This is a genomic window from Streptomyces sp. NPDC014861 (assembly GCF_043081625.1).
Lineage (GTDB): Bacteria > Actinomycetota > Actinomycetes > Streptomycetales > Streptomycetaceae > Streptomyces.
Map to the genome: position 1 here is coordinate 39,435 of NZ_JBIBWV010000031.1, position 21,981 is coordinate 61,415.

The following is a 21,981-nucleotide window of genomic DNA, read 5'->3' on the forward strand; positions in this document are numbered from 1 at the left end:
GATGATCGTCCTCGGCCTTCACTTCGGCCACGACGCCGCCGTCAGCGTTCTGCGCGACGGGGCGATCGCCTCGTACGTGCTGCGCGAGCGGCACACCCGTGTCAAGCACGCGGCGACGCTCGACGCGGCCACGGTCCGCCGGGCCCTCGCCGAAGCCGGTGTCGGCGCCGCCGATCTCGACGCGGTGGCCGTCTGCTCCACCCAGGGCGTCGAGCTGATCGCCGACGACCCGGCCGCGCTGTCGGTCGAGTACGCCGCGACGGACCCCTTCGGCCGGCCCTGCACCCTCCTGGAGGAGGAGCCGGACGCCGCCTCCCGGCGCGGCGGCGGGGAGTTCCTCGACTTCCTCTACGACGCGGACCTGGCCGCGACCTGGCTGGGGCAGTCCTACGCCAGGCTGTTCCCCGAGCACACCGGTCTGGAGCGGTCCGCGATCCGTGCGACGCCGTGGATCGACGACTACGTCACCGATCCGTCCTGGGCCGAGGACCGGGGCCTCTCCGAGATCGCGGCGGCGCCCTCGTCCCCCCAGGACCGCCTGCGGTACGGCTTCCACCTGCCCGTGCGGGTGACCTTCGACGGCGTCACCGTCCCCGGGTACGCCGTCCACCACCATCTCGCGCACGCGGGGTCCGTGTACTACGCCTCCGGTTTCCGGGAGGCCGCCGTCCTCACCCACGACGGCTACGCGGAGGGCGAGAGCTACCACAGCGGCATGTACTACCTGGGCCGGGACGAGGCCCTGTACCCGCTCGCCCCGCACCACCTGGGTCTGGGCGGTCTGTACGACCGGGTCGGCGCCGCCCTGGGCCTCGGGGTCGTCGGTCCGGCCGGCAAGCTCATGGGGCTCGCCGCCTACGGGCGTCCCCGCTTCTACTCGTCGCGCTTCCTCGGCAACCACCACGACCTGCGGGGACGGCTCCGCACGGACGTCGCCACGGCGTGGCTGCGCCATTGCCGTCGCGAGGCGGAGCGGCTCGGCTACGACCTGGCCCCGTACGGCGACCCCCGGCAGGCCACGGCGCCGGTCAACGCGGACATCGCCGCGAGCACCCAGAAGCTGTTCGAGGAGGTGCGCATGGAGGCCGTCCGCACCCTGCACGCGTCCCTGGGCGCGGCGGGGGTGACCGTCCCCGATCTGTGCCTGTCCGGTGGCACGGCGCTCAACTGCCCGTCCAACAGCCAGGTGGCGCAGGAGGGCCCCTTCCGCCGCGTCTTCGTCGAGCCCGCCTGCGACGACGGCGGCATCGCCATCGGCGCCGCCCTCGCCGTCCACCACTCGATCCTCGGCCGCCCGCGGGCGGAGGAGGCCGGTCCCGGACCCGCGTTCCCCTCGCCCTACCTGGGCGGACCGGCGTCGGCCGACGCCGTGGAGGAGGCCCTGCGGGCCGTCGGGGACGCGGTCGTGGTCGAGCGGCTGGAGGGGGCCGGTCAGGTCGCGGAGCGGGCGGCGGAGGATCTCGTCGCCAACCGCGTGGTGGCCTGGTTCGAGGGCGGCAGCGAGGCGGGGCCGCGCGCGCTGGGCCACCGCTCGCTCATGGCCGACCCCCGGGACGCCGCGAACTGGGAGCGGGTGAACAGGATCAAGGACCGCGAGGCGTGGCGCCCGTTCGCGCCGGCGGTGCTCGCCGAGCACGCCGCCGACTGGTTCCGGGACGTGCCGCTGCCCTCCCCGTACATGCTCTTCAACGCGACCGTGCGGCGCGCGGAGATCCCGGCCGTCACGCACGTGGACGGCACCGCGCGCATCCAGACGGTCGACGCCTCCGCCGGGCTCTACCACGCGGTGATCACGGCCTTCCACGACCGCACCGGGGTGCCGGTCGTGATGAACACCTCCTTCAACGGGCCGGGGGAGCCGATCGTCGAGCTCCCGGAGGAGGCGCTCGCCCTCTTCCTCAAGACCGAGCTGGACGTCCTGTACCTGGACGGCCTGCGCATCACCCGAGCCTGACCGGACCGGACCGGCCGAGAGGAAAACCATGGACATCACCGACTCCCCGACAGCCGCCGCCGACTGGTGCGGCGACGTGCTGGCGGTGGGCGTCTTCGCCGAGGACGCCCCCCTGCGCGACCGGCCGTGGGCGCGCGCGCTCGACCAGGCCCTCGGCGGGGCGCTGCGACGGCTGTTGTCGTACGACTCCTTCGAAGGCGGCAGGGACGAGCTGGTCGTCGGACCGGGTGCGCCCGGACGGTGCGAGCGGATCGTGCTGTTCGGTCTGGGCCGCCCCCGGGAGGTCACTCCCCACACCGCGCGGCGGGCGGGCGCGGCCGTGGCCCGGACCCTGACGACCGGCCCCAACGAGCGGGTCGCCGTCACGCTGCCGTCGTGGCGCGCCGGTGAGCTGGACGTGGCCGAGCATCTGGCGGAGGGGCTGAGTCTCGCCGTGCACTGCGGCAGGTGGAACGTCCTCGGGGACCGGTTCCGCGCGGACTACGGCTCCGACCTGCCGAGGGAGCCGAAGACGGTCGAGCTGCTCGGCAGTGGGATCAGCGACGCGGTGCTCCGCGCCTCGGACGCCTTCACCGACGCCGTCGTCCGGGCCCGCGAGTACGTCGCCGCGCCCGCCAACGTCATCACTCCGGACCGGCTCGCGCGGGAGGCGGCGGCGCTGGCCGCGCACGAGGGCTTCGAGGTGGAGGTGTGGGACGCGGCCGAGGCGCACGCCCAGGGTCTGACCGGTTTCTCGGCCGCCGTCGCCGGCAGCGCCGACCCGGCCCGTCTCGTCCGGATCGGCTACCGGCCCGAGGCCGCCGACCTGCCCCCGGTCGCCGTGATCGGTCTCGGGCTGACGTACGACGACCGGGGGGTGGCCCGCTCCGGCGGCGCCGTCGAGGGCGCGAAGAAGTACATGGCCGGGGCCGGGGCCGTGCTCGGTGCGGCGGCGGCTCTCGCCGCGCTCGGCGGTCGCCGCGAGACGCACCTGATCCTGCCGGCCGCGGCCAAGGCGGAGGGGCCCGGCGCCCTGCGTACGGGAGACCTCGTCACGACCGCGTCGGGGGCGACGGTGGAGGTCAACCACGAGGACGGGCACGGGCGGCTGATGCTGGCGGACGCGCTGCACCTGGCGGGCCGGCTGGGCGCCCGGTCCACCGTGAGCGTCTCCGCGCTGGGGCTGCCGGTCGCCGCCGCGCTCGGCCCCAAGGCGGCGGGGGTGTGGAGCACCGACGAGGCGCTCACCGCGGAGCTCACCGAGGCGGGCCGGGCGGCGGGCGAGCTGCTGTGGCCGCTGCCGCTGGTGGAGGAGTACGGGGACGAGCTGTGGGCCCCGTTCGCGAACAGCAGGGTCGCCGGTCCGCGCAGCGGGGACGGCGCCACGGCCGCGGCCTTCCTCCACCGGTTCGCGCCCGGCTCCTGGGCGCATGTGGAGATCACCGAGCCCGCCTGGTCCCCGCGGATCGACGGCTACTACAACGCCGGCGCCACGGGCTTCGGCACCGGCACCCTCGCCCGCTGGCTGTGCGGCCGCTGACCGGCGTCCGTTCCCGTTCCAAGGAGCCCCCGTGTACGTACCCGATCTGTACCGCGCCCAGGAGACGGCGCTCCACCACGAGGTGATCGAGGGTCATCCGTTCGGGATGCTGACGGCCGTGGTGGACGGCCGCATCCACGGCACGCACATCCCGTTCGTCCTCGACAAGGAGCCCGAGCACGGCCCGAACGGACGGCTGCGCGGCCACCTCTCCAAGGCGAATCCGGTGGTCGCGGCGCTCCACGCCGGCGAGGAGATGATGGTCGCCTTCGTCGGTCCGCACTCCTACATCCGCCCGGACGACTACGCCTCCGAACCGCACTTCCCCACGTGGAACTACGCGGCCGTCCACGCGTACGGCCGGCCGCGGGTGATGGAGGGGGAGGAGGAGCTGCGGCAGCTGGCGGACCTGATCGCGCACGAGGAGGCGCGGTTCCTGCCGAAGGAGCCCTGGACCCTGGACCGGGCTCCCGGCGAGCTCGTCGAGGGCTTCCGGAGCGGGATCGTCGCCTTCGAGCTGCCCCTGGACCGGCTGGACGGCATCGTGAAGTTCGGTCAGAACAAGCAGCCCGAGGACGTCAGGGCCCAGATCTCCTCGTTCCGCGCCCGCGCCGCCGAGGCGGCGGCCTCGGCTTCCGCCGTCGCGGACCGCATGGAATCCCACAATGCCGAAAGGCTGGAATTCCAGCCACATTCGCAGTCCTCGATCCAGCCACCTGTTCAGCCCTCCACCCGAAAGGCGTACTGAAGCCATGCCCGGAGCAATTGATTCCGCCCTCTCCCGCTCTTCCGAGGACGTCCAGGAAAGGCTGTCGGCGATCTGGCGGGATCTTTTCGGAGAAGCCGACATGCGGATCCGCGAGGACGACGACTTCTTCGCGCTGGGCGCCTCTTCGCTGCTGGCCATGCGGATGGCCGTGGCCGCGTCCGAGGAGTTCCAGGTGCCGGTCAGCATCGTCGCCGTGGCCGAGAACCCCACCCTGTCCGGGCTGGCCGGACACATCGCGGGCCTGGCCGGAGCGAGTGGTGAGCGTGAGGAAGGCGAGCTGTGAGCGGATGAGCCCGGTCCGCGTACGGCCCCTCCCGGAAGTCCCGGGAGGGGCCGTAAGCGGTGGACCGGGGCGGGACCCGTCAGGTGGTGTAGCCGGAGTTGAGCTCGACGTAGCCCTCGGTCAGGTCGCAGCCGTAGACGGTGAACTCGCCGTCGGCGATGCCCAGGTCGATCCGGATCACGACCTCGTCACCCGAGAGGTACGCGCCGGCGCGCTCCAGCATGGCGTCGTCCGGCTCCTCGGGGAACATCTCCAGGTCGCCGTAGTGGATCCGCACCCGGGCCGGCTCGATGTCGTGGTCGTCGTCGAGCTTGCCGACGGCCATCGCCACGCGTCCCCAGTTCGGGTCCGCGCCGTGCACGGAGGTCTTGACCAGCGGGGAGTTGACCACCGCCTTGCCCGCCCGCTTGGCCTGGGCGGTGTCCCGGGCGCCGGTGACCCGCACCTCCAGCAGCTTGCCCGCGCCCTCGCCGTCCGAGGCGATGTCCCGGACCAGCGCCAGCGCGGCCTGGTACAGCACCTCCTCGAACTCGGCCTCGTCCACGGGTCCGGCCAGGCCGTTGGCGAACACGGCGGCGGTGTCGCTGGTCGAGGTGTCGGTGTCGATGCTGAGCGCGTTGAACGTCCGGTCGGTCACCCGCCGGAAGACGGCGTCGAGCCGGTCCGCGTCGAGCTGGGCGTCGGTGAAGAAGAAGGTCAGCAGGGTCGCCATGTTGGGCTCGATCATGCCGACGCCCTTCGCGATGCCCACGACGACCGCGTCGCCGCAGCGCAGGTGGACGGACTTGGCGCGGGTGTCGGTGGTCATGATGGCGGCGGCGGCCGCCTCGAAGTCGGCGGGAGGCAGGGGCGTCGGCATCTTGGCGATGCCCTCGCGGATGCCCTCGATGGGGTAGGGACGCCCGATCACACCGGTGGAGCCGATCACCAGCTCCTCGGGCAGGACGCCGGCCTTCTCGGCGGCGAGCCTGCGCACCTCCTCCGCGTGCGCGGCGCCGACCTTGCCGGTCGCCACGTTGGCGTTGCGGGAGACGACGACCATGCCGCGGCTCCGGTGCCGGGCGGTGTCCTCGCGGCTCAGGACGACGCTGGGGCCGGCGAAGCGCGACTTGGTGAAGACGGCCGCCGAGACGGCCGGCACCTCCGACACCACCACCGCGAAGTCGTGCGCGATGTCCTTCAGGCCCATGTTGGCGGTGTACGAGCGGAATCCCTGCGGAACTGCCAGCTCCATGATCGATTGCCTTCTCTCAACTGTTCGGCACAGACCGAGTGCCGCATCAAAATTCGACGGGCAGCATACTTACTTGCTACAGGGTGCCATGGAACCACACACGGAGCGTGCAGATCCTCGGCCAACGTTCCTCACCGGCAAGGGGAACGAGGAGCGCCGGCAGCACCCCGACCGGCGCCACGGAGGATGATGGACCATCCCCCGTGCATAAAAGCTATGCCGACCCGTCCGGGCTCACGGGTTGTCGAGCCAGCCCCGGGCCATCGCCCTGGCGCCCGCCTGGAAACGGCTCTCCGCCTCCAGCCGCTCCATCACGTCGGTCATCAGCCGGCGCAGGGTGCGGGAGGACACGCCGAGGCAGCGCGCGATCGCCTCGTCCTTGTGCCCCTCGGCCAGCATCCGCACCAGGGCCCGCTCCCGCTCGTCGAGTTCGGAGCCGGCCGCGTCGGCCCCCTCCCGGGACACGCGGTGCACCGGCTCCCCCAGCGGCGGCACGACGGCCCCGTGCACCCAGCAGTGCTCGAAGATCCGGACGAGGACGTGGACGAGCTCCGGGCCCTTGAACTCCAGCGCGGCGAAACGCCCTTCGCGCGGGAGCGTCGAGGCGTACCCGAGCACGCCGTCCACCACGATCAGCCGGAGCGGCAGGACCGAGGCCACCCGCACCTCACCCCCCGCTTCCTGCAGGTTCATCAGATGAGCGCGTCCGTACGGGATGCGCAGCATGCAGTCGAGGTGGATCGAGCGCATCGTCACACCGCGCTCCAGGACCTGCTGGTTCCGCTCCATGCTGTCCGCGAGCATGGTGGCCGAGAGCGGAGCGCCCGGGTGCATGCTGAGGACCTCCTTGCGCGCACGGGCGGCCGCCCCCTCCAGGGCGGAGACCACCTCGGCCTCGTTCTCCAGGAGGGTCACGCCGAAGGCGCCCCGATCGGTCGCCTGGATGGCCATGAGGTTCTCGCTCAGCGCCGCGAGGACGACCCGCCCCCGGTGCAGCTCCTCCAGGCGCCGCCGGAGCGACACCTCCTCGCGTTCGAGCACCCGGGCGAGGGCGACCTCGGGCGACGCGGGCATCGGCTGCGCCGCGTTCGAGCGGACCAGTCCGCTGTCCGCCAGGAAGTCCATCGCGGAACTCAGCGCCTGCGGCTCCGCCCTGAGGTGCTCCTGGGCGTCCCGCAGGGTCGAACCCGGTGCGGTAACCAGAAACCGGAACAATTCATGAACAGCATCGGTCCCCACGTTCATCAGTCAACAACTCCCCCACTTGCGCCGCGCCTGACAAGGGGGATCCTGCGCGAGGCATATATATGCACGCAAGCTCATGTTTCATGATGTCGCGTTCACTCGAATCGAGGAATTTTCCGCTTTCACCCTCGTTCGACACTGATCAGGCGATATGTGAATCCAGGATCTTGCGGCGGACACCGCGCCCCTCCTCGGATTCTTCGAGGGCGCGGGGCGGTTCCCACCCGATCCTCCGCCGTCTCGCCATCCGAGAAGAATGCGTCCATGTCCGCTTTCTGTCATGTCCTCTCGTGGACACCGGGCGCCCCTGTACCGCCGTCCGCGGCCTGAGCATGCTGGGGACGACCGCCGGACCACACGAACGATCCGGCCGGATGTCGTCCTTCCTGGGAGATGCGATTCACGTGAGTGCACGTCATATGTCGGTGGGTGTCTGTACGGGCTTGGCCCGCGTGTGTCGCGGATCGGCCACGATCGCGGCCGCGATCGTGGCCGCGGCCGGACTGGCGGCCGCGGTGCCGACCGCCCTCGTCTCCGGCGAGGCCCGCCCCGCGCTGGGCCTCCAGAGCGCCGAACTCGGCGCGACGGAAGAGGACTTCGCCTGGGGCTGACGGGCACCCGCCCGCTCGTCCCCGTGACGGTCCGCGTCACCACGCCTCGTCGGCCGAGGCCACGACATTCCGATCCACCCGGGAGGGCTGCCGCGTGTCATCCATGAGTACGGCGACGGCGAGCATGAAGTGCGAGGTGCTGGCCGGCAAGGTCGCCCTCGTCGAGTTCTCGCACGCGCACGAACAGAATCCGTTCAGCAGGGCCCGGATGCGTGAACTCACGCGGCTCATGCTGGACCTGGACGCCGACGACGCCGTGGCCTGCGTGGTCCTGTACGGCGGGCCCGACCGCTCCTTCGGCGCCGGAGGCGACTTCCACGAGGTGTCGGAGTTCCACGGCGGCGACGAGGTCGACGCCTGGATCGACGACATCACCACCCTGTACAGCACGATCGCCGGCATCTCCAAGCCCGTCGTGGCCGCCATCGACGGCTACGCGATCGGCGTCGGACTGCAGATCGCCCTCTGCTGCGACCTGCGGATCGGCAGCCGCTCGGCGAAGCTCGTGATGCCCGAGTTCCGGGTCGGCATCGCCTGCAACTTCGGCGGCTACATGCTGGAGACCGTGGTCGGCCGCGGCGTCATGCAGGACATGCTCTACACCTGCGACGAGTGGCCGGCCGAGCGGGCCCTCGCCGACCGGCTGCTGCACGAGGTGACCGCCCCCGAGGAGCTGCTGGACCGGGCGCTCGACCGGGCGAACCGCATCGCCGGCTACACCGAGGCCGCCGTCCAGTCGACCCGCGCCCGCGTGAACGGCCCCTTCGTACGCGGCCTTCAGCGGGTGTGCGAGGAGGGCAAGCGGTCCCACCGCACGGCCTTCTCCGCGGGTGAGGCGCAGCAGCGGATGCGGCGGATCATCGGAAAGGCCTGACACCGCCACGGACGGGCCGCCGCCGCCCGCCGCTCCCCGGGGAGCGGCGGGCACAGCCGTGCACCGGCCCGCCGTCACCCGGCGGACCCGGAGGAGCGGGGGCGCTCCTCCCCGGCGCGGTCCCGGGTCATCGCCGCGCCGTCCGGCCCCGGCAGGTACGCCGACCAGTCGCGGGTCCCGGTGTCCGGGCGCCCCTCGCCGCCGGGCGTCCGCCGCTCCCGCGCGCTCCGTCCCCGGTCCGGGCGGCCGAGGCGGCCCAGGACGAACGCCTTCCACCCGCGGAACCGCGTCACCGGGAACCGCCGGGGCGGACGGCGGCCGGCAGGAGCGGGGCGGTCCCGTCCGCCAGGCCGTTGCGGCGCCGCCAGTCCTCGCAGACGAGCTCGAAGTCGCCGAGGGTGAAGCCCGCGGCGGCCATCCGCCCGATCATCTCCTCGCCCAGGACCAGCCGCAGCAGCTCCGCCGTGTCCCCGCCGGCGCTCTCGGGCAGGTCGACGGGGAGAGCGCGCACGGGAGGCAGCGTGAAGGCCACCCCCTTCAGTTCGTAGCGCACGCCGGGAGGGAGGGAGCGGGCACGGCGGGCGGCGAGCACGTCGAGGGAGACGGCCCCGGCCTCCGCGACCGTGTCGGCGGCGCACCCGCTCCTTCTGATCACTCCGTTCGTCGCGGGCAGGATCGGGTCGGTGGCGGGCACGTGGACCTCCGGTCGGAGTGGGCGGACGGACGGGTGCGGGGCGGTTCCGGACGGCAGGTTCACCGCCGGCGGCGGGTCAGTTCCAGGCGAGGAGCACGACGCTGCCGACGGCCAGCGCCACGCCGACGTGCTGGATCCCCCGGATGCGCTCCTTGAGGACCATCCGCGCCAGCAGCACGGTGCTGATCGGGTACAGCGACGACAGCAGCCCGATGACGGCGAGGCTGCCGTCCCGGACCGCGACGAGGAAGAGGGCGCTCGACCCCATGTCGAGCACGCCGGAGAGCAGGGCGAGCCGGGCGGGCCGGGCGGACAGCGCCGGCGAGGTCCGCCGCACCAGGATGAAGAGCAGGATCGCGCTGAGGGAGGCGCAGCGGGCCCACACCAGGGGCCACAGGCTGGTGTCGCTCGACGTGTGGGCCAGGAAGACGAAGAAGGCGCCGAATCCGGCGCCGGCGAGCAGGGCCAGGGCCAGGCTGCGCAGCATCGCCCGGCGGTCGGCGCCCTCCCCCGTACCGTCGCCGCTGAGCGAGACGAGGAGCACGGCGGCGAGGGCGCACACGACGCCGATGACGGCCAGGGCGGAGAGCCGGTCGCCGGTCAGGACGCCTGCGACGACGGGCAGCGCGGCGGCCGCGGCGGCGGTGGTCGGGGCGACCAGGCTCATCACGCCGCTGGCCAGGGCCCGGTAGAGCAGGACGGCGCCCGCGCTGCCGCACAGCCCGGCGAGCGCGCCCCAGAAGACCTCGTTCCAGCTGCTTCCCGTGCGGGAGAGCAGGCCGACGAGGGTGAGTGCCGTGGCGAGCCCGGCGGCGTTCGACCAGACGACCACGACGACGGCGCGGGCCGTCTTGGCCGCGAGCCCGCCGACGAAGTCGCCGGCGCCGAGCACCATCGCCGAGGCGAGCGCCAGGAACAGGTTCACCAGTTACTCCTTGTGCGAGGAAGCCGGGGGCGGCCACGGACGGGCCGCCCCCGGTGTGGATCCGGGAGGCGCTACGGACGGCTGGTCAGATAGCCGCCCATGGTGCGGAAGAAGTCGACGCCGCGGTGCTCGACGCCGTCGTCCGTGCGCACCCGCTCGACCACCAGGCCGTACTCCGAGCCGCGGCGCGCGCCGGGGCCGCAGACGATGGCGACGCCCTCGCCCACCGGGCGGAACACCCGGCCGACGGTGCCGCCGAGCCGCATGGGCGAGACCGAGGCGGACAGGACGCGGACGCGCTCGCCCTTGTAGTAGGCGAAGGCGTTCGGGTACGGGTCGACCTGGGCCCGCACCAGGTTGGCGAGGTCCTGGGCCGGCCAGGTCCAGTCGATCCTGCTGTCCTCGACGGACCGCTTGTGGAAGAAGGTGGCCTGCGCCGGGTCCTGCGGGGTCCAGTCGGTGCGGCCCGACCCGATCAGCTCCAGCGACTCCAGCACGGCGGGCGCGAAGAGGTCGATGGTCTTGTGGAAGAGGTCCGTGACGGTGTCCTTGTCCTCCACCGCCACGCGCTTCTGCACCACGATGTCGCCGAGGTCGAAGTTCTCGTCCATGAAGTGCACGGTGACGCCGACCTCGGGCTCGCCGTTGACGAGCGCCCAGTTGAGCGGGGCGAAGCCGCCGTACCGGGGCAGCAGGGCGTCGTGGATGTTGATGGCGCCGTAGGTCGCGAGGGCGTAGATCTCCGGGGCGACCCAGCTGCGCCAGTCCGAGGAGACCAGGAGGTCGGGCGCCAGTTCCCGGAGCCGCTCGGCGACCTCCTCGTCGTTGGCGTACTTGCGGGTCAGCACGGGGATGCCGTGACGCTCCGCGAGGGCGACGACGGAGTCGTTCCAGATGGTTTCGTAGGCGTGGTTGCTCGCCGGGTGGGTGATGACGAGCGGAACCTCGTGCTCGGACTCCAGGAGTGCTTCCAGGACCCGGTGGCCCCAGGTCTGGTAGCCCATGAAGACGACGCGCATGCGTGTGGCCCTTCCGGTCACGGCCGCGTCAGCGGCAGCGACCATACGTAGGCGAAGCCGGCGCCCGCCTTGTGGTCGAAGGTGTCGCCGGCCTCGTACGTGGCGAGCGCACCGCTGTAACGGGAGTTCGGGGACTTCCGGCTGACCACCGTGCAGGAGCCCTTGTAGAGCTCCATGGTGATCTCGCCGTTGACCTGCGGCTGGAGGGTGGCGACGAACCCGTCGAGGGCGCGGCGCAGGTCGGAGAACCAGTAGCCGTAGTAGGCGAGTTCGGAGTAGCGCAGGGCGAGTCCCTGCTTGTGGTGGAGGGTCTCGCGGTCCAGGACGATCGCCTCGAGCTCCTCGTGCGCGGCCATCAGCACGGTCGCGGCGGGCGCCTCGTAGATGCCCCGGGTCTTGAAGCCGACGACGCGGCTCTCGACGATGTCGACGCGGCCGACGCCGTGGCGGGCCGCGGTCGTGTTCAGCCGGTCGACCAGCGCGGTGAGCTCCAGCTTCTCCCCGTCGAGGGTGACGGGCACGCCGGCGGCGAAGCCGATGGTGACCCGCTCGGCCTGGTCCGGGGCCGACTTGGGGTCGGCGGTGAGCTGCCAGGCGCGGGCCGGCGGGGGCTGCTCGACGTCGTCCAGTTCACCGCACTCGATGCTGGTGCCCCAGATGTTGGTGTCGATGCTGTACGGGTTCTCCTTGGTCACCGACACCTCGATGCCGTGCTCCCGGGCGTAGGCGAGCTCCGACTCACGGGTGGTCAGCTCCCAGTCGATCACGGGGGCCAGCACCTTCAGCTTCGGGTCGAGGGCGGTGACGCTGGTGTGGAAGCGCACCTGGTCGTTGCCCTTGCCGGTGGCGCCGTGGGCGACCGCGTCGGCGCCCTCGGCGTGCGCGATCTCGACCATCCGCTGGGCGATCAGCGGCCGGGAGAGCGGCGCCGCCACCAGGTACTTGTTCTCGTAGCGGGCATGCGCCTGCAGGGCCGGGAGCGCGAAGTCCTTCAGGAAGCGCTCGGAGAGCGGCTCCATGTAGACCTTCGACGCGCCGGTGCGCAGGGCCCGCTCCTTGACGACCTCCAGCGACTCCATCTGGCCGATGTCCGCGCAGAAGGCGATGACCTCGGCGTCGTAGCGCTGCTTAAGCCAGTGCAGGGCGACGGAGGTGTCGAGTCCTCCGGAGTACGCGAGCACGATCTTCATGGATTCTCCAGGGTGCCGGTGCGGACGGGGAACGGTGCCTGCGGGGTCACCGCGGCGCCGGGGCGGGCAGCTCGGCCAGCACGGTGTCGAGGACCTTGGCGATCTCCGCGCCGCCGGCGACCTCGCGGGCGGCGCGCAGGGTGGCCTCGTGCGCGGTCCCGAGCGTGCGGCGGACGGCCTCCAGCCAGGCGGCGTGGCCCTCCACGGCGGCGCGCAGCTCGGCGCGGACGGCCTCCACGCTCTGCGGGGAGGTGCCGCCGGGGCTGGTGTAGCTGGTCACGGCGGTGCGGGGGGCGAAGATGTGCGCCAGCACCGACTCCTCGACGGGGTGGCCGAGCTCGGCGAGGATCCGGGCGCCGGAGGCGGTGTCGCGCAGCGTCGCGCCGCCCTTGATCAGGGTCGAGACGAGCGTGCCGGTGATGTGGTGGGCCTCGCGGAAGGGGATCCCGCGGTCGGAGACCAGGTAGTTGGCGAGCTCGGTGGCGGTGGAGAAGTTGTCCCAGCACAGGCTCTCGCCGCGCTCGCTGTCGAACCGCAGGCCCCGGGTCTGGCCCACGACGATGCGCAGGGTCGACAGGTAGGTGTCGATGGCGTTCCACAGGAACGGCTTGTCGTCCTGGAGGTCGCAGCTGTAGCCGAGCGTCACGCCCTTGGCCATGGTGAGCAGCTGGACGAGGGTGCCGACGGTCCGGCCGGACCGGCCGCGGGTCAGCTCGGCGACGACCGGGTTCTTCTTCTGCGGCATGATCGAGCTGCCGGTGGCGTACGCGTCGGAGACCTCGACCAGGCTGTACTCGTGGCCGCTCCACATCACGATCTCCTCGGCCATGCGGGAGAGGTTGTTCCCTCCGAGCGCGAAGGCCGAGGCGGTCTCGATGAGGTAGTCGCGGGCGCTGGTGGCGTCGAGGGCGTGGCTCAGGACGCTGCCGAACCCCAGGAGGCGCGCGGTGAGTTCGCGGTCCAGCGGGAAGGACGTGCCGGCCAGGGCGCAGGCGCCGAGCGGTGCCTCGTCGGTCCGCTCGAAGGCGCCGCGCAGGCGGCGGACGTCGCGCAGCAGCATGCTGGCGTGGGCGGTCTTCCAGAATCCGACGGAGACCGGCTGGGCGGCCTGGCTGTGCGTGTAGCCCGGGAGGATCGAGAGCAGCTCCTCCTCCGGGAAGGAGAGCAGTTCCTCGATCAGCGCGAGGTTCGCGGCGACGGCGTCGAGCTGGGCGCGGCGCAGGTACATGCGGGCGTCGGTGGAGACCTGGTCGTTGCGGGACCGCGCGGTGTGCATGTGGCCGCCGACCTCGCGGCCGAGGTCCTCGATCACCATCTGCTCGATGTTGAAGTGGACGTCCTCCAGCTCCGGGCGGAGCGTCAGTTCGCCGCGCTCGTGGCGCTCCCACAGCTTGAGCAGGGAGCCGAGGATCGCGCTCGCGGTCTCCTCGGGGACGACGCCCTGGCGGCCGAGCATCAGCACGTGCGCCATGTCCTGCCAGAGGTCGGCGAAGACGAGTCGGACGTCGACATCCGTCGTGAGCGTGTAGTCGAGGACATCGGGCGTGATGTCCTCGTCGAAACGGCCGCCCCACAACTTATCGGTCATGAAAGTTCTCTTCCTTTGCTCCGGGCCTGCTCCAGCCGCATTTCTCGTCCGTAGGCGGCGAATTCGATCATCAGACGCCGCCCGAAGAGCTGTCCATGGGCATCCCCTGGCCGTGTCGGGTCGTGACCGGAAACGGACAGCCCACCGCACGGGATCCGGCGGGACACAGGCCTTCGTATTCGGCCCGATTTCCGCTGTCGGATGGCGTGTTGAAGCCTCTGACCTGCATGTCTCGCCATGTGAAACAGCCTTGTCCGGCCGACTTCTCTGTGATTTCGTCACATCGCCCGCTGGTCCCGGAAGTCGCGACGGCCGGCCCGGGCGGTGTCCGCGAACGACACCGCGCGTCCACTCCCTCGAATTCCCTCCGCGCGAAATCCCATTTCCGCGGGAGATCGCTCCGTCGTACCGACGGATGAACCGCCGACCGTGCCCGACGCCGGCGCACCGCTGTCCTTTCGCACCGTCGTCCCCGCCCCCGCGCGTCCTGACCTGGAGGAATTCCACCGTGCCCCAGCGAGCCCCGGCCACCGGCGTCGAGAGCGTCCCGGAAGACCACGGCGCGCTGTACACCACCTTCCGGGACGCGGCGCTCGCCGCCCCGCACGCGCCCGCCGTCGTCGGCCTCGACGGAGCGGTGTCGTCGTACGCGACCCTGCTCGACGCGGTGGAGAGCGCGGCCGGGAGGCTGGGGGCCGAACTGGACGAGGGGGACGTCCTGGGCCTCGCCGTCGGCGACCCGGTCGTCTTCGTCGCGCTCTACCTGGCCGCGGCGAAGCTCCACGTGGTGACGGTGCTCCTCGACAGCCGGCTGTCCGAGCCGGAACGGGAGCGCAACCGCGTCCGGTTCGACCTGACCCGGCTGGCCGTGGACGCCCCCGGCCCGGGCGCCTTCCACCTCGTCCCCGGCGCCGACGCCACCGCCGGCCCCGACGCCACCGGGCGTGACGACCGGCCCGGGGAGGGCTACGCGCCCGGGGACTTCGTCGTGCACTGCACCTCCGGCTCGACGGGCGAGCCGAAGGGCATCGTCATGAGCCAGGCGGCCGTCGCGGCCCGCGTCCGCCTGTGGAGCGGCGAACTGGCGCTCACCGCGTCGGACGTGGTGCTGTGCGCGCTCCCGCTGTCGCACTGCCACGGCATCGACATCCTGACGCTGCCCGGCCTCCTGACCGGGGCGACGGTGGTCTTCGCCCGCGGCGACCGGCTGACGGGACGGGGCCTCGCCCGGCTCGTCGAGACGCGGGGCGTCACCGTGGTGAGCGGGCTGCCGGTGATGTACCGGATGCTCACCTCGGCGCGCGGGGTGCCCGCGACGGCGCTCCGGACCCTCCGGCTCGCCGTCTCCGGCAGCGCGCCGCTCGGGACGAGCACCCAGGAGGCGTTCCTGGAGCGGTACGGCCTGCCGCTGCGGCAGGTGTACGGGCTCTCCGAGATCGGCGCCATCTGCTTCGACAGGGGCTACGTCGGCAGGAACTCCATCGGCACGCCGATCGCGGGGGTGGAGCACCGGCTCGAACCGGTGGAGGACGGGGGCCCCGGCACCGAGGACCTCCGCGAACTCTGGGTGCGCGGCCCCGCGCTCGCCCGCGGCTACTACCGGGATCCCGCCCAGACCGCCGAGATGTTCGAGGACGGCTGGCTGAGGACCCACGACCTCGTCCGGGCCGACGAGGACGGCTGGTACGTCCTCGGCCGCCGGTCGGGCTTCATCAACGTCGCCGGGCACAAGGTCGGCCCGCTGGAGGTCGAGGCCGCGCTGCGCGAGTGCCCCGGGGTGCTGGAGAGCGCGGTGGTCGGCGTCCCCGACCCCCGGACCACGGAGCGGGTCGCGGCCCTGCTCGTCGTGGAGCCCGACGCCGACCTTGACGCGGTACGGGGGCAGCTCGGCCGGCGGCTGCTCCCCCACCAGCTGCCGCAGCGGTACGAGCGCGCCGCCGCGCTGCCGCGCACACCGCTCGGGAAGACCGACTACGCCGCCGTGAGGGAGCTCATGCGCGCCGAGGAGAGGAACGCCGAATGACCACCGGCCTGATCGAGGAGAGCGTCCTCCCGGACGCGCGGGAACGGCTCGACGGTGTGGCGGACGGACTCCACGCCGCGCTGACGGCCGGCACGGCGGAGGAGCACGAGCGGGACGCGGGACCGGTGTTCGCGCTGCTGAAGGCGACCCGGGCCACGACCATGCTCGTCCCCGAGGACTGCGGCGGCAAGGGGATCACGGCCGAGGCGGCGGTCCGCTTCCAGGTCGCGCTCGGCCGGTCGGCCCCCTCCGCCGCCCTCGCGACGACCATGCACCACTACAAGATCGCCGCGCTCGGGCAGGTCGCCTCCACCGGCGACGAGGGCGCCCGGACCATCCTCCGGGGCATCGCCCGCGACGCCCTGCTGGTCGCCTCCGGCGGCGCCGAGTCGACGCCCGGCCGTGATCTGGGGAACCTCGGCAGCCGGGCGGTGCGCGACACCGCCGGCTACCGCGTCAGCGGACTCAAGCGGCCGTGCTCCCTGTCCGGCAGCATGGACGTGCTGTCGCTGATGGTCGAGCTGCGCGCGGAGGACGGAACGCCCGACGGCTTCGCCCAGGCGTTCGTGGACGCCGACGCCGAGGGGCTGGAGCGCGAGCCCTTCTGGCGGAGCCCCCTGTTCCTCGCGGCCGAGAGCCACGCGGTGCGCCTGTCGGACGTGCGGGTGCCCGCGGAGCGGGTCTTCCCCCTGCGGGGCGAGACCGGCCGGCGGTTCGCCACCGACTGCTACAGCTGGTTCCAGCTGCTGATCAGCGCCTCGTACCTCGGGATCGCCCACTGTCTGGCGGAGGCCACGCCCGAGGGCCGGCGGCTCGGCTCGCGCCGCTGGACCGGCGCGACGGCGGAGCTCCGCGCCCTGGAGTCCGTCCTGCTCGAAGCGGCGCGCGCGACCGACGCCGGCGCCCCGGCCGAGGACCGGCTCGACCGGGCGGTGGCGGCGCGCGACCGGGTCGAGGACGCGATCGGCGGCATCGGCGGCCGCCTCCTGCGGGCGGCGGGCGGCGCGGCCTTCGCCCGCACCTCCTTCCACGCCCTCCTCGCGGGCGGTCTGAACGCGCTCGCGTTCCACCCGCCGCAGCGGGGCGCCCGCGACGGCATCGGCCTGGAGTCCCTGCACCCCGACGTGAAGGACCGCGACTGATCGTGTACACCAAAGAGCAGTTCAGCCTCCCCCTGGCCGCCATGCGCGACTTCGTCCGCGACCGGTCGTTCGGAGTGCTGGCCACCCACCACGCCGGCGAGATCTTCACCTCCCCGCTCCCGATCGACCTGCGCGAGACCGAGGACGGCGAACTCTTCGTCGCCGGACACGTGGCACGGGCCAACGGCATGTCGGAGGTCTTCGGCACCGGGGCACCCGCGACCGTCACCGTGCTCGGCCCGGACACCTATGTGCCGGCCGAGTGGTTCGGCACCCGCAGCCGCATCCCGACCTGGCTCTACTGCGCGGTGGAGATCTCCGGACGGCTCGAACTCAGCGACGACGGCCGCAAACGCGCGGACGTCGAGGTGCTGATCGACCGGCTCCAGAAGCGCGCGGTCGACGGCTCGACCTGGACCCTGGACGAGATCCCCGCGCACCTCTCCGAGGAGTACCTGAAGCACATCGTCGGCTACCGCCTGCTCGACCTCCGCCTCACCTCGTGCTTCCGGCTGAACCAGGGCAAGGGCGGCGGGGAGACCCTGGCCGACGCGCTGCGGTCCGCCGACGACAGCGCCCGCCACGAGCTCGCCGAGCTCACCCTGACCCCGCCCACCTACGGTCCGGGGCGTCCGGTCTCATGAGCGGGGAGGACCGGCTGGGCCGGCTGCTCGCCCTCCCGCCGAGCGACCGGATCGCCGTCGACTGGTGCGGGGAGCGGCTGACGTACGCCGAACTCGGCGCCGCCGTCGACGTCCTGGCGCGCGCGCTCGGGGAGCGCGGCGCGGCGGGCACCCATGTGCTGGTGCTCGGCCCGCTGAGCCCGGCCTACGTCGTCGGGCTCCTCGCGGCGCTGCGCTGCGGCGCCGTCCCGGTCCCGGTCGACGCCGGCATGGAGCCCGGCCAGTACGCGTGGGTCGAGCGGATCGCCGAGCCCTCGGCCGTCGTGAGCAGCGACGTCTCCCCGGCGTCCCACTACCGGGGCGCCGGCGCCCCGGACGAGTGGGTGCTGGAGGCCTCCACCGGCCGTGTCCTCCTCGACCTCCCCGCCCGGGGCCGCACCGGTCCCGTCCGCCGCCACACGGACCCCGACGCCGGCTACCTCATCCCCACCTCCGGTTCGACGGGCGCCCCGAAGGCCGTCGTGGGCAGCCGCGCCGGGCTCGGCGCGTTCCTGTCGTGGTTCGTGGCGGAGTTCGACCTCCGGAGCAGCGACGTCTGCGCCGCCGCGACCCGGGTGAACTTCGACCCCTCGCTGCGCGAACTCCTGGCCGTGCTGGCCGTCGGCGGCCGGCTCGCGCTGCCCCGGGCCGACGCCCAGCTGGACCTGGGGGCCCTCGCGGACCATCTGGTGGACAGCGGGGCGACCGTCTGCTTCCTCGTCCCCTCGCTCGCCCGGCGGATCGCCGGCGTCCTGGGCGCGAGGTCCGCGCGCCTCCACCCGCTGCGCCTGGGGTTCTTCGCCGGCGAGGTGCTGCCGGCGCGGGTGGCGCGGGAGTGGAGCGCGCTCGCTCCCGGGGCCGAGTTCGTGAACCTGTACGGGATGACCGAGGGCACCCTCGCGCAGCTGTTCCTGCGGGGCGTCCGGGCCGCCGGGGACACTCCCCGGGAGGGCGTGCCGGTCGGCTCCGCCCGTCCGGGCGTCTCCGTCACCATCGACCGGCCCGACGCCGACGGGCGCGGCGAGGTGCTCATCACCTCGGCGGCGCCGGCGCTGGGCACCCTGGTCGAGGGCCCTGGCGGCGATCCGGGGGCCTTCCGGGTCGCTCCGATGGAGGCGGTGCTGCGCACCGGCGACAGCGGATACCTCACCGGCCGGGGCCGGTTGGTGGTGACCGGCCGGCTCGGGAACGACCTGAAGGTCTCCGGCAGGCGCGTCTCGTACCACCGCTTCGCCGACGAGATCGAGGAACTGCCCGGCGTACGGCAGTGCGTGGTGGTCGACCGGCAGGGCCCGCAGGCCTTCCTCTCCGTCGACGACCCGGCCGCCGCCGGGGCCGGGGCGCTGCGCGCGACGGTGGAGGAGACGGCCCGCAGGCTGCGGCTGCCCCGGCCCGCCGTCCATCTGCGCGGTGCCTTCCCGCTGCTGCGCAGCGGGAAGGTCGACCGGATGGCGCTGGCCGCGTCGGTGCCCGCGGTGCCGGAGACCGGCACTCCGGCCACCGGCGTTCCCGCCACCGGCGTTCCGGCCGCGGACCGGGGCGAGGACGTCGCCGGGACGCTGCGCGACATCCTCGGCCTCGACACCGGCTCCGCCGCCCCCGCCTCCCCGGTCTCCTTCGTCGACGCGGGGCTGACCTCGCTGGACATGATGGAGTTCGTCCTGGAGGTCGACCGGCGGTTCGGCGTGGAGCTCTCGGTCCGCGACTGCTTCGCCCACCGGGACGTCGACTCCCTGGCCCGGGTGATCGAGCGGGCCCTCGGTCCGGTCGACTCCGCCGTCCCGGCCCCCGAGCCCCGCCCCGACACCCCCGACGAAGCGCCCGGCATCCTTCCGCTGTCGACCCGTCAGCGGGCCTACATGGCACTCTGCATGGCGGACGGCAACGCCGACTGGTGCAACATCTCCCGGGAGATCCGGGTCGCGGCGAGCGTGTCCCGCGCGGACGTGGAGAAGGCCGTCGAGGTCGTCGTCGCCCGCCACGACGTCCTCAGGCTCTCGCTCACGGCCGACCGGCGGCACCAGCTCCACCGCGAGGCGGCCGAGGTGCGCTGCCCCGTCACCGTCCACGAGCCCGCCGATACGCCCGGACCCGGCGGGGCCGGGCACCGCGCACGGGTCCAGGAGGCCCGGGTCCGGGCGGTGTCGGAGCTGATCGACCCCACCGCGCCCCCTCCGCTCAGGGTGGTCGTCGTTCCGGGGGACGACACGGCCTCCGTCCTCGTCGTCGCCCACCATCTCTTCGTCGACGGACTGAGCCTGGACCTGATCACCGACGAGATCCGCTCCCTGCTCTCGGCGAAGCCCCTCGGCCCCGCCCCGGCGCCCCGCGGCTTCCGCGACTACTGCCGGGCGACGGAGCGCGTCACGGACGCGCGGGTCCCGGAGGCCGCGTACTGGCGGGACCTGCTCGCGGGCGCCGGCCAGATCGAACTGCCGGAGTCCGCCGGAGAGGAGGCGCGCGCCGGCGAGCTGGTCTCGCGCCCCTTCGGCGTCACCGGCACCCGGGCCGCCCACCGCGTCGCCGAGGCCCATGGCGTCTCGGTCTTCGCGGTGGTGCTGGCCGCCTTCGAGCGGGCCGTGTCCCGGACCTTCGGACTCGGGCCGCTGACCCTCGTCGTCCCCGTCCAGGTACGGCAGGGCGTGCGGACCGGCACCGCCGGCATGTTCACGAGCCAGCTCGTCGTCCGCGGCCGGGGCACGGGGGACCTCGCGGAGCGGGCGGGCGGGTTCGCCCGGCAGCTGGAGGCGGGCGCCGACCACAGCGCCTGGGAGTTCGACCAGCGGGCCGAGGACCTGGGTCTCGCCGACGCGGAGTGCTTCCCCCTGTCGACCGTCCTCTTCAACCAGCACCCCGGCCCCCGGGGGCTGCGCGCCCGCGACCTCGGGGCCTGGCGGCCCCGGTCGCTGGGCAGGTCCCTGCGCTACCAGCTCCAGGGCGAACTCCAGATGTCGGCGGGCGAGTTGGCGCTGACCTACTACTACCGGCGGGGGATCGCCGTGGTCCGGCCCGATGTGATCGACCGGGTCCACGCGGACGTCCTCGCGGCACTGCGCGAAGCAGGGGGAGACACGCATGAGCGATGAGACCGCCGTACCCACCGACGCCGAGGCACGGCTCCTCGTCCACCGGGCGGGCCGGACGCCGGTGTACGCGTACAGCAGATCGGCGCTGCGCGACGCGGTGGCGCGGGTCCGCGCGGCCTCACCCGCGGGCGCCGGCCTCTACTACTCGCTGAAGGCCAATCCGTACCCCGGGGTCGTCAACGCGCTGGCTCCGCTGGTCGACGGCTTCGACGTCTGCTCGCTCGCCGAGATGGAGACCGCGCTCAACGCGGGCACGCCGCCGGAGAAGGTGCTGTTCACCGGCCCGGCGAAGTCCCGCACGGAGGCGGCGGCGGCCCTGGCCGCCGGGGTCGCGGTGACGGTCGAATCGCCCCGCCAGGCCGTCCTGTTCGCGGACGTGGCCCACGGGCTCGGGGTGACCGGACTCGGCGTGATCCGGCTCAACATGGCCTATCCGGCCCGGACTCCGGGCGCCGCCCCCTCGCCGAACCAGTTCGGGGTGGCCGAGGAGGACCTGGCCGAGGTCATCGGCGTCCTGCGCGCCTCACCGCTGTCGATCCACGGACTCCAGCTTTTCTGGGGCTCCCAGTACAGCGATCCCGAGGTCGTCCTGGCCACGCGGAAGGAGGTGACGGAGCGGGCACGGGAGTGCGTCGAACGCTTCGGCCTCTCCCCCGCGCTGGTCTCGATCGGCGGCGGCATCGCGATGCCGTGGCGCGACCGCGACCCCTCCGTCGACTGGGCCCGGCTGTCCGAGGCGGCGGACGCCCTCCCGGCGGAGGACGGCCGGCTGCCGCTCGTCTGCGAGTACGGCCGGTCCGTCGCGGGACCGGCGGGCAGCCTGCTGACCACGGTCCTCGACACCAAGACGATCGGCGACCGCAGATACGTCGTCGTCGACGCCGGGATGAACGACGTCCTCCTCGCCAGCCGGCTGCTGTCCGGGGGCGACCGGGGGGAGCTCCGGATCCGGGTGGTCGGCGGGGCGGACCGCCCGACGGTCCCCCGCGTCCATGTGACGGGCCCGCTCTGCTCCCAGCTGGACGTGCTGGCCGAGGACATCGAGCTGCCCGAGGTGGAGCCCGGCGACCTCCTGCTCCTCGCCGGCGTGGGCGCGTACGGACCGAGCTTCAGCCCCGGTGGCTTCCTGAGCCGCGACAAGGTGAGAGAGATCGTCTTCTGAC

General features: G+C 73.2%; 19 protein-coding genes. 11 read left to right on the forward strand and 8 right to left on the reverse strand.

Annotation, left to right across the window (positions count from 1 at the left end):
- The first annotated feature begins 1 nt into the window (after nucleotide 1).
- The 4 genes from ACF1BN_RS34835 to ACF1BN_RS34850 are packed head-to-tail and all read left to right on the forward strand — an operon-like array spanning nucleotide 2 to nucleotide 4,525.
- Entirely contained in the window at nucleotides 2-1,954 is a 1,953-nt protein-coding gene (locus ACF1BN_RS34835) for a carbamoyltransferase (protein WP_392335594.1), read from the forward strand.
- Nucleotides 1,955-1,982: 28 nt separating this feature from the next.
- On the forward strand, nucleotides 1,983-3,473 hold the full coding sequence (locus ACF1BN_RS34840; RefSeq protein ID WP_392335595.1) for a leucyl aminopeptidase family protein: 1,491 nt from the start codon (nucleotides 1,983-1,985) through the stop codon (nucleotides 3,471-3,473).
- Nucleotides 3,474-3,504: 31 nt separating this feature from the next.
- Nucleotides 3,505-4,221, forward strand: coding sequence for an FMN-binding negative transcriptional regulator (locus ACF1BN_RS34845; RefSeq protein ID WP_392335596.1), 717 nt, complete (start codon nucleotides 3,505-3,507; stop codon nucleotides 4,219-4,221).
- A 4-nt stretch (nucleotides 4,222-4,225) separates the two neighbouring features.
- Nucleotides 4,226-4,525, forward strand: a complete 300-nt coding sequence (locus tag ACF1BN_RS34850; protein WP_392335597.1) for an acyl carrier protein — start codon at nucleotides 4,226-4,228, stop codon at nucleotides 4,523-4,525.
- 79 nt (nucleotides 4,526-4,604) lie between these two features.
- Here the strand turns inward: ACF1BN_RS34850 and argJ are convergent, their stop codons facing one another.
- Together argJ and ACF1BN_RS34860 are read right to left on the reverse strand one after the other, a co-directional pair.
- Entirely contained in the window at nucleotides 4,605-5,759 is a 1,155-nt protein-coding gene (gene argJ, locus ACF1BN_RS34855; RefSeq protein ID WP_392335598.1) for a bifunctional glutamate N-acetyltransferase/amino-acid acetyltransferase ArgJ, read from the reverse strand.
- Nucleotides 5,760-5,993: 234 nt separating this feature from the next.
- Nucleotides 5,994-7,004 (reverse strand): LuxR C-terminal-related transcriptional regulator, encoded by a 1,011-nt coding sequence (locus tag ACF1BN_RS34860; protein ID WP_392335599.1) that lies wholly within the window; start codon nucleotides 7,002-7,004, stop codon nucleotides 5,994-5,996.
- A 488-nt stretch (nucleotides 7,005-7,492) separates the two neighbouring features.
- On the opposite strand from ACF1BN_RS34860, the gene ACF1BN_RS34865 reads away from it, so the two are divergent.
- Nucleotides 7,493-7,615: a hypothetical protein gene (locus ACF1BN_RS34865; protein ID WP_392335600.1), complete on the forward strand. Its 123-nt coding sequence runs from the start codon at nucleotides 7,493-7,495 to the stop codon at nucleotides 7,613-7,615.
- Nucleotides 7,616-7,718: 103 nt separating this feature from the next.
- Nucleotides 7,719-8,489: an enoyl-CoA hydratase/isomerase family protein gene (locus ACF1BN_RS34870; protein ID WP_392335601.1), complete on the forward strand. Its 771-nt coding sequence runs from the start codon at nucleotides 7,719-7,721 to the stop codon at nucleotides 8,487-8,489.
- A 74-nt stretch (nucleotides 8,490-8,563) separates the two neighbouring features.
- Here the strand turns inward: ACF1BN_RS34870 and ACF1BN_RS34875 are convergent, their stop codons facing one another.
- The 6 genes from ACF1BN_RS34875 to argH all read right to left on the reverse strand — a co-directional run bounded on the left by ACF1BN_RS34875 (nucleotide 8,564) and on the right by argH (nucleotide 13,905).
- Nucleotides 8,564-8,782 carry a hypothetical protein gene (locus ACF1BN_RS34875; protein WP_392335602.1) on the reverse strand — a complete coding sequence of 73 codons (219 nt, stop codon included), beginning with the start codon at nucleotides 8,780-8,782 and terminating at the stop codon, nucleotides 8,564-8,566.
- Entirely contained in the window at nucleotides 8,779-9,183 is a 405-nt protein-coding gene (locus ACF1BN_RS34880) for a hypothetical protein (protein WP_392335603.1), read from the reverse strand. Before ACF1BN_RS34880 ends, ACF1BN_RS34875 begins: the two co-directional genes overlap by 4 nt.
- A 76-nt stretch (nucleotides 9,184-9,259) precedes the next feature.
- On the reverse strand, nucleotides 9,260-10,108 hold the full coding sequence (locus ACF1BN_RS34885) for an EamA family transporter (RefSeq protein WP_392335604.1): 849 nt from the start codon (nucleotides 10,106-10,108) through the stop codon (nucleotides 9,260-9,262).
- Nucleotides 10,109-10,179: 71 nt separating this feature from the next.
- Nucleotides 10,180-11,127: a methionyl-tRNA formyltransferase gene (locus ACF1BN_RS34890; RefSeq protein ID WP_392335605.1), complete on the reverse strand. Its 948-nt coding sequence runs from the start codon at nucleotides 11,125-11,127 to the stop codon at nucleotides 10,180-10,182.
- 17 nt (nucleotides 11,128-11,144) lie between these two features.
- Nucleotides 11,145-12,317, reverse strand: coding sequence for an argininosuccinate synthase (locus ACF1BN_RS34895; protein ID WP_392335606.1), 1,173 nt, complete (start codon nucleotides 12,315-12,317; stop codon nucleotides 11,145-11,147).
- Nucleotides 12,318-12,363: 46 nt separating this feature from the next.
- Nucleotides 12,364-13,905 (reverse strand): argininosuccinate lyase, encoded by a 1,542-nt coding sequence (gene argH / locus ACF1BN_RS34900; protein ID WP_392335607.1) that lies wholly within the window; start codon nucleotides 13,903-13,905, stop codon nucleotides 12,364-12,366.
- Nucleotides 13,906-14,413: 508 nt separating this feature from the next.
- Between argH and ACF1BN_RS34905 the strand changes: the two genes are divergently transcribed.
- Genes ACF1BN_RS34905 through ACF1BN_RS34925 form a run of 5 tightly spaced genes read left to right on the forward strand, consistent with a single transcriptional unit; the run spans nucleotide 14,414 to nucleotide 21,980 of the window.
- The gene (locus ACF1BN_RS34905) at nucleotides 14,414-15,928 is read left to right on the forward strand and encodes a class I adenylate-forming enzyme family protein (RefSeq protein WP_392335608.1); all 1,515 of its coding nucleotides are present in this window, start codon (nucleotides 14,414-14,416) and stop codon (nucleotides 15,926-15,928) included.
- Nucleotides 15,925-17,070: a hypothetical protein gene (locus ACF1BN_RS34910; RefSeq protein WP_392335609.1), complete on the forward strand. Its 1,146-nt coding sequence runs from the start codon at nucleotides 15,925-15,927 to the stop codon at nucleotides 17,068-17,070. The genes ACF1BN_RS34905 and ACF1BN_RS34910 overlap by 4 nt, the downstream gene beginning before the upstream one ends.
- A 2-nt stretch (nucleotides 17,071-17,072) precedes the next feature.
- On the forward strand, nucleotides 17,073-17,714 hold the full coding sequence (locus ACF1BN_RS34915) for an FMN-binding negative transcriptional regulator (RefSeq protein WP_392335610.1): 642 nt from the start codon (nucleotides 17,073-17,075) through the stop codon (nucleotides 17,712-17,714).
- Nucleotides 17,711-20,818: an AMP-binding protein gene (locus ACF1BN_RS34920; RefSeq protein WP_392335611.1), complete on the forward strand. Its 3,108-nt coding sequence runs from the start codon at nucleotides 17,711-17,713 to the stop codon at nucleotides 20,816-20,818. Before ACF1BN_RS34915 ends, ACF1BN_RS34920 begins: the two co-directional genes overlap by 4 nt.
- Nucleotides 20,808-21,980, forward strand: a complete 1,173-nt coding sequence (locus ACF1BN_RS34925) for an alanine racemase (protein WP_392335612.1) — start codon at nucleotides 20,808-20,810, stop codon at nucleotides 21,978-21,980. Before ACF1BN_RS34920 ends, ACF1BN_RS34925 begins: the two co-directional genes overlap by 11 nt.
- Nucleotide 21,981: the final 1 nt, after the last annotated feature.